Below are 10,867 nucleotides of genomic sequence, written 5' to 3' on the forward strand. Positions count from 1 at the left end.
TCCCATTGGCGCACAAAGTTGGCCGTTCAGGCGGGGCGTCGGTCGTCCCGGGAGTTCTTTCGGTATGCCGTGGGGCTGGCTGAGTAGCGCCGCGTGAACGCCGCGCTCAGCGAGAACGGACTGCTGTAGCCCACGTCGCGGGCCACGGACGCGATCGTGGCATCGGTGTCCCGGAGCAGGTCCGCCGCGAGCGACAGTCGCCACTGGGTGAGGAACGCCATCGGCGGACTGCCGACCAGCTCGTGAAAGCGGCGTGCGAACGCGGCCCGAGACATCCCGGCCTCGCGGGCGAGCGACTCGACGGTCCATCCACGGGCGGCGTCGGACTGCATCGCGCGGATCGCTGGTCCCACGAGTTCGTCCTCGGCAGCGAGCCACCACGTGGGGGCGTCGTCGGCGCGGGTGGTGAACCAATGGCGGAGGGCCTCGATGAGGACGAGGTCGAGCATCCGGTCGAGGACTACGCCCTGCCCAGCCGCGTCCCGGCCGACCTCACCGACGAGGAGGTCGCGCACGGGTGAGGTCCAGTCGGCGTCCCGGATGACGGCAGTGCGCGGGAGCAGGCCGACCAGAAGGGGCGTGATCTGGCTGGTGAGGTCGTACGCACCGACGAGCGAGACCGTCGCATCATCGGCGGTTGCGGCAGTGTTGCCCCACGTCCGGACGCCCATCATCATCTCGTTGACGAGGCTGCGGCCGTCGTCCAGGGCCCAGCAATGCTGGTCGGTGTCGACTCGCACCTGTGGCGGGGTGTCGGGGGAGTCGGCGAAGACGTACGGGCGGGGTCCGCGGATGAGCGCGACGTCCCCGGGGTCGAGACGGAGCCGTTCGCCGGCGTCGTCGGTGACCCACGCGGTGCCCCTGACGACGGTGATCACCGTCAGCGGCGCCTCGTCCTCGATGCGCACAGCCCACGGTGGCGCCAGAACGATGCGCAGCAGGAACGCGCCGCGGGCCCTCGGCCCGTCGAGCACAGCGGAGAACGCATCCATGTTTTCCAGAATAGACGCTGACGTATGAAACCGAGCACTTGAACCATGGATCGTCCACGACACCTTAGCTGGAATGGATCCATGACCACCACACAGAGTTCGCGACCCTCCCAGCGACGCATGACCGTTCCCGACCACGCCCCTGACCTGGGGTCCGTCGTCATCCTCGGCGGAGCCGGAAAGACCGGCGCTCGCGTTGCCGCACGCCTCACCGCTCATGGCATCGAGGCCCGCTTCGCTTCCCGCTCGACCAGTCCGATCTTCGACTGGGACGACCCGACGACCTGGCGCGGTGCGCTGGAAGGCGCGCGGGCGGCATACATCGCCTATCAACCGGACCTCACGATTCCGGGAGCCGCAGCCGCGATCGGCGCCGTCGCCGGACTTGCGCGGGAGGTCGGTGTCGAGCGTCTCGTGCTCTTGTCCGGGCGCGGCGAGGATGGAGCTGCTGCGTCCGAGCAGGCCGCTTTCGCGGCCCATCCATACGTGACCGTATGCCGTTGCGCCTGGTTCTCCCAGAACTTCACCGAGGGGATGTTCGCCGATGCCCTGCACACCGGGGTCCTCGCGATGTCCGCTCCGGGGGACGTACCGGAACCCTTCCTCGACCTCGATGACCTGGCGGATGTCGTGGTGCTGGCCCTGACCGAGGACGGGCACTCGGGCGTCGTCCATGAACTCACGGGCCCCGTATCGGTCACTCTTGTCGAGGCCGTCGGAATCGTCTCCGCCCTGAGTGGCCGACCCGTCGACTTCGTCCGGGTGAGCGAGGGCGAATTCATCGCAGGAGCGGTCGCGCAAGGACTCGACGAGCCGGCGGCTGCCTTCCTCGCGGGGATGTTCGAGGAGTTACTCGACGGGCGCAACATCACGCCCGCGACCGGGGTGCGCGAGGCGCTCGGCCGCGAGCCGCGCTCGTTCCACGACTGGGCGAAGGACGGTGCGGCGAACGACAGCTGGGGTGGTGCGCGATGAGCGCCGCCGTCTGGATTCCCGGCGCCACGGCAGTCGCCGGCTCGGTGTTCGCTGGGGCGATGTTCGCGTTCTCGTCGTTTGTCGTGCCGGGACTGCGGACCCTGTCTGCTCGAGACGGCATCGTCGCCATGCAGGCCTTCAATGCCAAGGCGCCGCAAAGCCTGCTCGCCCTGCCGATGGGAGGTGTGGCCATCGGGAGCCTCGCCTCCATCGTGACCGCCCTCACGGAGGAGGGTGAAGAAGGTGCGCTTCTCGTCAGCGGAGGGCTCCTCGGGCTGGCGTCGCTCGTCGTCACCGGAGTGGGGAACGTGCCCGTCAACAACAAGATCGACGCACTCGTCCCGGGTGCGGAAGCGGCAGGCGAGTGGACGGCATACATGTCGCGGTGGACGACGTGGAACGACGTTCGCACGGTCGCCAGCCTGGGCTCCGCGGTCCTCCTCGCGATCGCCGCGGCCCGCGCCTGAAGCCGACCGCGGCCACCCGACTTTGTGCCCCATTGGGACACGCCGTCGGGGCCTTCGGCCGACGGGACGTTTCCCAATGGGGCACAAAGTCGGGTCGGGGTGTCTCGGGTCGTGGACGAAGGGTCCCGTGGCTCCGCGCCCTCGGTCTACAGTCCTGTCCCAAGGTCACGAGTACCAGCGCATAGCCCCGGCTTGCTGGTCGGCAACCCTCCTCCGCGGTGGGGTGCTCCGGGTGACGACCTGGTCGGCTGCAGCAACGCAGTTGGCAAGCGCGGACTCGCGAGCACCTCGAGGGTCCACTGACTCTCCAGGGAGCACCAGATGTCCATCGCCAGCTCGATTCCTCACACCTTCACCCCGACGCGCCGCCAGCCGTGGCTCCGCTCGGTGCCGGCGCCCGTGGCCACCACGAGCCGCGGTTCCACGACGCTCACACCACTCCAAGCCCCAGCGACCCCGAGTGCGCCAGCCGTGGTTCCCGCCGTCGTCGAGGCCCCGCGAGTCCCGACCTGCCACGGCACGTTCGTCGAGTACGCCAACTTCGACCACGGTGCGTCCACGCCGGCCCTCGTCAGCGTCAGGGCTGCTGTCGACAAGGCGACGGCGACGTACTCCAGCGTCCACCGCGGGCAGGGTTGGGCCAGCCAGGTGTCGAGCCACTACTACGAGGCGGCACGGGTCGAAGTGGCGCGCTTCGTGGGTGCCCGCGAGGGCGACGAGGTCGTCTTCACCCGGAACACGACCGACTCCTTCAACCTGCTGGCTCGTGCCTTGCCACGTCGCACCCAGGTCATCGTGTTCGCGACCGAGCACCATGCCACCCTGCTGCCCTGGGAGTCACGCCGGACCACCCGCCTCCCTGTTCCGTTGACCCACCAGGACGCCGAGGCGCTCCTGCGCGACGCTCTCCAGCGCGCCACGTCGTCGAGCGTCCTCGTCGTCCTGACCGGCGCCTCGAACGTCACAGGGGAGTACTGGCCCGTGGAGCGGCTCGCGACGCTCGCCCGCGAACGGGGAGCACGCATCGCCCTCGACGCGGCTCAGCTCGTGGGCCACCGGCGCGTCGACCTCGACACCCTCGGCGTCGACTACGTCGCCTTCAGCGGCCACAAGATCTATGCGCCCTACGGTGCCGGCGTCCTCGTGGGTCGGTCCGACTGGCTCGACGCGGCCGCGCCCTACCTGGCCGGCGGCGGCGCCACGGCGGAGGTCAGCCCGCTCACCACGACCTGGAAGACCGGACCCGCCCGTCACGAGGGGGGGACGCCCAACGTGCTCGGGGCCATCGCCCTCGCCGCGGCCTGCGCGGCGATCCGTGAGAACCGCGGCGCCCTCGAGTCGCACGAGCGACGCCTCACCGAGCGCCTCGTGGAGGGCCTGCGTGCCATCGAGGGCGTCGAGACCTACAGCATCTTCGGCGACTCCGCCGACCGGGCGCCGGTCGTGACCTTCACCATCGACGGACTCGAGTCCTCGCTCGTGTCTGCGGCGCTCTCGGCCGAGCACGGGATCGGGGTCCGCGACGGCAAGTTCTGCGCACACCTCCTGGTCGACGCGCTGCTCGCTGACGAAGACGCGCAGGTGACGAGTGCGGTCCGCGTCAGCGCTGGCCTCGCCACCACCGATGAGCACGTGGAGCGACTCCTCGCGGCCGTGGCGACGCTGGCGGCGGAGGGACCGGGAACGGCATACGAGCAGGTCGACGGGCGCGGCTGGGTCCCGGTCGCGGACGACCGACCGTCGCTCGTCGATCTCCCCTGGTGACCGAACTGCGCGCACCGCGCACACCCTCACGACGGGGCGGATAGCCTCAGCACGTGGCCACCGCACTCGTCACCGATTCCACGGCATATCTGTCTCCGGACCTCCTCGGGGCCCACGGCATCGAGGTCGTTCCACTGCATGTCGTCGTCGGTGGCAAGGAGCATCGTGAGGGGGTCGACGTCGATGCTCACGAGGTGGCCGAGGCGCTGCGGTCGTTCCGGCCGGTGTCCACGTCGCGTCCGTCGCCGCAGGCGTTCCTCGACGTCTATCGGTCAGTCGCGGAGCGGGGTGCCGACTCCATCGTGTCGGTCCACATCTCCTCCGACATGTCGAGCACCCTGGCGTCTGCCCAGCTCGCTGCCCGGCAGTCGCCCGTCCCGGTGACCGTCATCGACAGTCGCGCTCTGGGCATGGCCATGGGGTATGCCGTCCTGGCTGGTGCGCGACTCGCCGCGAGTGGGGGGTCGATGGACGAGGTGGCCGCCGTGGTGCGCACTCGGTGTTCGGGCGCGACCGTCGTGTTCTATGTCGACACTCTCGAGCACCTTCGGCGTGGCGGCCGGATCGGCAAGGCCAATGCCCTCCTCGGATCGGCTCTGTCGATCAAGCCGATCCTGGGACTCGCCGATGGCTCGATCGTCCCCCTCGAGCGCGTGCGCACGTCGTCACGCGCGATTGCTCGCCTCGAAGAACTCGCCGTCGAGGCTGCCACCGCCGCCGGTTCGGTCGATGTCGCCGTGCATCACCTCGACTCGGAGGAACGGGCCGAAAAGCTTGCCGAGCGGCTGCGTTCGCGGATCGACGGTCTCGAGGACTTCAGCGTCGTGGAGCTCGGTGCCGTCGTCGGAGCGCACGTCGGTCCGGGCACGCTGGCCGTCGCGGTGAGTCCGCGGGTCTGACCGTGGCCATGCCGTGAGCCTTCTCGTGCCCGGCCAGATCCTGTTGGCGCTCGTCGTCGCGACGATCTGTTTCGCGATCGGTGGCCTCAACCCGGCGACGATCGTGGGTCGCTCGCGGGGGATCGACATCGCCCACGTCGGGTCAGGCAACCCGGGGGCGACGAATCTCGGTCGGGTCCTCGGCAAGAAGTGGGGGATCGTCGTGGGGGTCCTCGACGTGCTCAAGGGCCTGGTCCCGACCTTCATCGTGTTGCGCACCCTGGGCATCTGGGTCGCCCTCCTCGGTGGGTTCGCATGCGTCCTCGGCCACATCTACAGTCCCTACCTGGGTGGCCGCGGGGGCAAGGGCGTCGCGACGTCACTCGGGGCGATGGCCGTCGTGATTCCGTGGGCTGCCGTGGCTGGCCTCGCGGTATTCCTCGTGACGTTGCCCTTCGTCAAGCGACTCGGTGACGCGTCGGTCATGGCGACGCTGTTCCTTGCGCTGGCGGGGGTCGTCGTGGCGGCTCGGGCGGACTCGACAGTGGACCGCGGGGTCGGCGTCTGGTTGGTCCTGTTGTCCCTCGTCGTCCTGGCCCGCCACCGCCGCAACATCGCGGTGTGGCTGGGTCGGCTGACCGGCTGACTTGTCCACAGGGGCTGTGGCCGGCCGTGGTCGTCCACAGGTGGGTGGTTTGAGGGTTGGGTGAGCGGTCGTTCATTCCTACCGTCGACGTATGCCGTCCCGCCACCATCCCGACACCGTCTCACCTCGTGCTCTGGCGAGGGCTCGTGAGGGTGCCGGCGAGCGGGGCGAGCGCGGCGAGCGGGGCGAGCGGGGCGAGCGCGGTGAGCGCGGGGGCGACGGTGGGCGGCATCGACCGATGGAGATGCCTCGTGGTCCCATCTTCGAGTTGCCGACGGCCCTCCAGGGTGCGAGGTGGGCGCCGAGCGGTTCGGCGGTGCTGGCGGTCTTGGTCGTCGTGGCCCTCGTTGCCATGGTCTTCGGTGCACGGGTGTGGTCCGCGAACTCAGGTGGGGCCCCGGTCGGTTCGGCGGCAGGCGGCGCTCCCAGTGGGGTGACCCGGGGAACGTCGACCCTGTCGCGGGCCTCGCCGGAATCGTCCGAGCGCGGCTCTCGGGACGGTTCCGCGGGTGTTCCCCAGGCATCGGGCAGCCCTGGGGGAGCGGCGAGTTCGAGCACCGGCGCGGTGGTGCACGTCGTCGGTGAGGTCGCGTCGCCCGGGGTCTATCGGATGCCGACCGGCGCGCGTGTGGGCGATGCGGTCAAGGCTGCGGGTGGTGCCACGCGATCGGCCGAGCTGACCGCGGTCAACTTGGCCCGTGTCGTCGTCGACGGGGAGCAGATCGTCGTGCCCAAACCAGGTCAGGTGGTCCCCGGAGTTGCTGGCGCCGGGACAGGTGGTTCGGGAGCAGGTGATGCAGGAGCAGGTGCTGGTGGATCCGCAGGGTCCGGGGGCAAGGTGTCGATCAACACCGCGGACCTGGCTGCCCTGGACTCCCTCCCGGGTGTGGGACCCGTTCTCGCACAACGGATTCTGGACTGGCGTACCGAGCACGGCCGGTTCACGAGCATCGAGGAGCTGGGCGAGGTCAGCGGGATCGGCGAGAAGGTCCTGGCGAACCTGACTCCGAAGGTCACCCTGTGACGGGAGGCCCGGTCGACGAGTGGGAGCGCGCGAGGGTCCGCTTCAGCGACCTTCGGCTGCTCGTCCCGGCGCTGCTGGGGTGGGCTTTGCTTGCGTGGACCCTCACCGGGGGACCGGCTCTGCGCGGTTGGCTCATCGGCGCCTTGATCGTTCTCATCGGCCTCGTGCTCGGCCTCGGTCCACTCGCACGTCTGTGGCAGAGGGGCGTGCGGACCACTTCTGAGCGCCACCTCACTCGTCCCGGACTGCTTCTCGTCCTCGGTGTGGCGCTCATGCTCCAGGTCGCAGGTGCCGCCCAGGTGGCCCTACGCGGGGTCGGGCACCTCGACGACCTGACAGCATCCCGGGCGGTCGTGACCATCGAGGCCACGGTGACGTCCGACCCCCATGTCCCGCTGGTCCGCGGTGACCGCGAGGAGATGGTCATGTTCCGGGCCAGTGCGCATCGGGTCACCGGACGGGGGATGGCAACGTCGGCACATGCGGCCGTCGCGGTGCGTGGCGGCACTGCCCTCAAGACGGTGCGCTGGCACGACCGCGTTCGGTTGCGCGGACGCCTTGCGCCACCCCTGCCCGGTCGATCCGAGCTCGCCATTCTGCGCGCTTCCGACGTCGAGGTGGTCGAGGCGGCCGGGCCGGTCGCACGCGTCGCCGAGCACCTGAGGCAGGGGCTCCGCACGGCTGTCGAGCCGACCCCCGACGATGCACGTGGGCTCCTGCCCGGCCTCGTCATCGGTGACACCAGCCGGACTCCGCCGGACCTCACCGAGGCGATGCAGGCGACCGGCATGACCCACCTGACCGCGGTGAGTGGCTCCAACATCGCCGTCGTCGGTGGCATGGTTCTCGGCCTCTGCGTCCTCCTGGGCGTTCGGCGTCGCTGGCGACCGGTCGTCGTCGCCCTCGCGATCGTGGGCTTCGTCGTGCTCGCGAGGCCGGAGCCGAGCGTGGTTCGCGCCGCGACGATGGGACTCATCGGCCTCATCGGGATGAGCCGGTCCCGACGCACTTCGGGGCTGCCGGTCCTGGCCGCAGCCATCGTCGTCGTGCTCCTCATCGACCCGTGGATGGCGAGGTCGTTCGGATTCGCCTTGTCCGCGCTCGCCACGCTCGGACTGCTGCTGTTCACGCGCCCGTGGGGCGATGCGATCGCCCGCCAGCTGCCCGGCAGGTTGGCATTCATGGGCCCGGCGATCGCCATTCCTGTTGCGGCACAGGCGATGTGTGCGCCGCTGGTGGTACTCCTCCAAGGCTCAGTGAGCGTGGTCGGGGTGTTCGCCAACCTCGTCGCCGCGCCCCTTGTCGCCCCGGCCACTATTGCGGGTGTCGTGGCGGCGCTGCTGTCCGTGGTGGCCGCTGGTCCAGCCCAGATCGTGGGGTGGATCGGCGCCGTGCCGACCCTCGGCATCGCCGGGACGGCACGCTTCATGGCAGACGTTCCCGGGGGGACCATGCCGTGGCCTGACGGGGCCATGGGTGGGTTCCTCCTTGCGGTGTTGACCGTTCTCCTCGTCCTGACGGGACGCGGGCTCGCGCGGTTCGCGCTCGTCAGGCCCGTCGTGGCGCTCGGCGTCGTCGCAGTGACGGCTGCGATGACCTTTCCCACCCGTGGGGTCACCTGGCCTCCAGACGGCTGGCAGATCGCGTTCTGCGACGTCGGGCAGGGCGATGCAGCCCTGGTCCGGACGGGTCCCGGGAGCGCTCTCGTCATCGACGCCGGACCGGACCCCGGCGCGGTGGACGACTGTCTCGATTCCCTCGGGATCGCCACCGTGGACGCTGTGGTGCTGACGCACTTCCACGCCGACCACGTCGAAGGGCTGCCCGGCGTGCTCAGCGGCCGCAGGGTGGGTCAGGTGCTGACCTCACCCATCGCGGAACCGGCGTGGCAGGTCGGCAAGGTGGTGCGCTGGACGCAAGCACGCGGCATACCGGTGTCTGCGCTGGCGGCAGGCGATCGAATGACGCTCGGGACGGCAACTGCTGACGTCTGGGCGCCAGCGCGACGCATCTCCGCCGGTTCCGTGCCCAACAACACCAGCATCGTCGTCGCGGTGCGGGCTGGCGAGGTGAACGCACTGCTCCTCGGGGACGTCGAGCGTGAGGCAGCGCACGACCTCGTCCTTCGGTTGCGTCGGGATCCCGAGATGGCGGCCGCGGCCGGCGCCTTCGACGTCGTCAAGACGCCGCACCACGGCAGCGCCAACCTCGACGCTGGGCTCATGGAGGCCGTGCGCGCACCAGTGGGAGTCATCAGCGTGGGACAGGACAACGACTATGGCCATCCGACCGCGGCACACCTCTCGATGCTCAAGAACAACGGGTATGCCGTCTATCGCACCGACCAGCGCGGCCATGTCGCGATCGTGGACAGCGATGGTGCGTTGTCCGTGGTCACGTCGCGATGACTGTCCGTGGGACTGTGGCAAGCGGCGGACCTCCGGTCAGCGCTTGGCCTTGCTCGGCTTGCTGTTCGACGCCTGGGCGCTTGCCACGAGGGCGTCAAGCGTGGCCTTGACCGCGGGGACGCGCTGCAGGTCCGGCGTCGTCACGGCGACGATGTGGCGACGGGAGGCTGGCGTCATGGGGAGCGCGGCCACGTCCTCGTGGTGCACGGTCTTGAGGATGAGATCCGGGATGACCGCGACGCCGAGGCCCTCGGCGATGAGGCCCATCACGGCGACGTAGTCCTCGGTCTCATAGGCGATGTCCGGCACATAACCGGCTGTGCTCGCGAGCTGGAGGAGGTGGCCGCGGCAGCGGGGACACCCGGCGATCCAGGTCTCGTCCTTGAGCGCGGCCATGTCGACGTTCTTGGCCTGCGCCAGCTCGTGGTCGTGGGGGACTGCGAGGAGGACCTCGTCGTCAAGGAGCGGCGTGGTGACGAACGGGTCCAGGTCTTCCTCGCCCCGGCCGAGGTCGGTGCCCTCATAGACGAACGCGACAGCGAGGTCGCACTCGCCCGCTCGCAGGGCGGCGAGGGACTCGCGCGGCTCCGCCTCGCTGAACGTGATGGTCACGCCCGGGTGCTCGGCTTTGACCATGGCCAACGCCTTGGGGACGAGCGTTGCCGACGCTGACGGGAAGGCCATGAGCCGGACGCGACCCGAGCGGAGTCCCGCGATGGCGGCCACCTCCTCCTCCGCTGCGTCGAGCGCCGAGAGCACTGGGCCGGCGTGGCGGGCCAGCACCGCACCCGCCTCAGTGAGGCGCACGCTGCGCCCTACGCGCTCGACGAGTGTCGTCCCCGTGCGCGCCTCGAGTCGGCGCACCATCTGCGAGATCGCGGGTTGCGAGTAGCCCAGGGAGAGCGCCGCCGCGGTGAAGCTGCCTTCATCGGCGATGGCGCGCATGACTCGAAGTCCGGCGGCGTCAATCATGGATGAATCCTATAACGCGTAGTTATCATAAGGCCAGACCTCGTGACAGGGCGTGATGATCCGCAGTTCTGGGTCCCAGTTGAAGCGACCGGGAGGTATCTCGGACGCCCGGCACGCCTCCTCACTGACATGAGGACCTTGACCCGCAGGCGGGCCTCCCGCCGCTCGCACCACCCAGGTGTCACGTGCGACGCCTTGGGGCGGTGGCACTGGAAGTGCCAGTGCGGTGCGGGCGCTTATGCGGGGGGATCGGCCACCGACTGGCGATGGATGGTGACCTCAGCGCTGGTCCACGAGGCCAACTGCCCCGGCGAATAGGCGCGTCTGGTGGGGTCTGGGACCCGAGTCGGGAGGGGCCAGAAAGGTGCTCCGTGGGCGACCCAGGGGTGGTCGACTGGCCCGATTTGGCGTCTGGCGAAGTCGTCCTCTAATGTTCTCGATGTCAGCCCGCGAGGGAGGAACGGACACCACGGTGTGGGGCTTGAGGCCCGACGCGAAGTAGGCCGGTCCCGGGGTTGGCCCCAAAAACTGGAATGGTGGCAACACCGCGTCTGGTGAGCTGCCTTCAACAGCAGTTCGGTTGGGAGAGTCCAACTGGCTCTGACCTGCGGAAACGCGGTTCGGAAGCGGCCCACGGGTCTGCTACAGTTGGCAACACCGCGAAGATCCAAGTGGTCGAGTTCGGCGCCCGTCCTGAAGGATGGGGCGCTGATTTGACTCCCAAGTATGGCCGCGGGTAAG

At 69.6% G+C, this 10,867-nt stretch carries 9 protein-coding genes and 1 riboswitch; of the genes, 7 read left to right on the forward strand and 2 right to left on the reverse strand.

Annotation, left to right across the window (positions count from 1 at the left end; genetic code table 11):
* Positions 1-26: 26 nt before the first annotated feature.
* Positions 27-992 carry an AraC family transcriptional regulator gene (locus N802_RS17910; RefSeq protein WP_035919096.1) on the reverse strand — a complete coding sequence of 322 codons (966 nt, stop codon included), beginning with the start codon at positions 990-992 and terminating at the stop codon, positions 27-29.
* Between the two features lie 81 nt (positions 993-1,073).
* Here N802_RS17910 and N802_RS17915 point away from each other — a divergent pair, with 81 nt between their 5' ends.
* From N802_RS17915 to N802_RS17945, 7 genes are all read left to right on the forward strand, one after another.
* On the forward strand, positions 1,074-1,967 hold the full coding sequence (locus N802_RS17915; protein WP_211254460.1) for a Rossmann-fold NAD(P)-binding domain-containing protein: 894 nt from the start codon (positions 1,074-1,076) through the stop codon (positions 1,965-1,967).
* Positions 1,964-2,434 (forward strand): anthrone oxygenase family protein, encoded by a 471-nt coding sequence (locus tag N802_RS17920; protein ID WP_035919100.1) that lies wholly within the window; start codon positions 1,964-1,966, stop codon positions 2,432-2,434. Before N802_RS17915 ends, N802_RS17920 begins: the two co-directional genes overlap by 4 nt.
* 163 nt (positions 2,435-2,597) lie before the next feature.
* Positions 2,598-2,712, forward strand: a riboswitch (SAM riboswitch).
* A 43-nt stretch (positions 2,713-2,755) separates the two neighbouring features.
* Positions 2,756-4,198 carry an aminotransferase class V-fold PLP-dependent enzyme gene (locus tag N802_RS17925; RefSeq protein ID WP_035919101.1) on the forward strand — a complete coding sequence of 481 codons (1,443 nt, stop codon included), beginning with the start codon at positions 2,756-2,758 and terminating at the stop codon, positions 4,196-4,198.
* Positions 4,199-4,251: 53 nt separating this feature from the next.
* Entirely contained in the window at positions 4,252-5,097 is an 846-nt protein-coding gene (locus N802_RS17930; protein ID WP_035919106.1) for a DegV family protein, read from the forward strand.
* A gap of 13 nt (positions 5,098-5,110) precedes the next feature.
* Positions 5,111-5,722 (forward strand): glycerol-3-phosphate acyltransferase, encoded by a 612-nt coding sequence (locus N802_RS17935; RefSeq protein ID WP_245613993.1) that lies wholly within the window; start codon positions 5,111-5,113, stop codon positions 5,720-5,722.
* Between the two features lie 91 nt (positions 5,723-5,813).
* Positions 5,814-6,746 (forward strand): ComEA family DNA-binding protein, encoded by a 933-nt coding sequence (locus tag N802_RS17940; protein WP_245613994.1) that lies wholly within the window; start codon positions 5,814-5,816, stop codon positions 6,744-6,746.
* A complete protein-coding gene (locus tag N802_RS17945) occupies positions 6,743-9,154 on the forward strand; it encodes a ComEC/Rec2 family competence protein (protein WP_035919108.1) in 2,412 nt (803 codons plus the stop codon). The genes N802_RS17940 and N802_RS17945 overlap by 4 nt, the downstream gene beginning before the upstream one ends.
* 36 nt (positions 9,155-9,190) lie before the next feature.
* Here the strand turns inward: N802_RS17945 and N802_RS17950 are convergent, their stop codons facing one another.
* Positions 9,191-10,126, reverse strand: coding sequence for a LysR family transcriptional regulator (locus N802_RS17950; RefSeq protein WP_035919110.1), 936 nt, complete (start codon positions 10,124-10,126; stop codon positions 9,191-9,193).
* Between the last annotated feature and the right edge of the window lie 741 nt (positions 10,127-10,867).

The sequence above is a fragment of the Knoellia sinensis KCTC 19936 genome (genome assembly GCF_000768705.1).
In the GTDB taxonomy this organism is placed as follows: domain Bacteria; phylum Actinomycetota; class Actinomycetes; order Actinomycetales; family Dermatophilaceae; genus Knoellia; species Knoellia sinensis.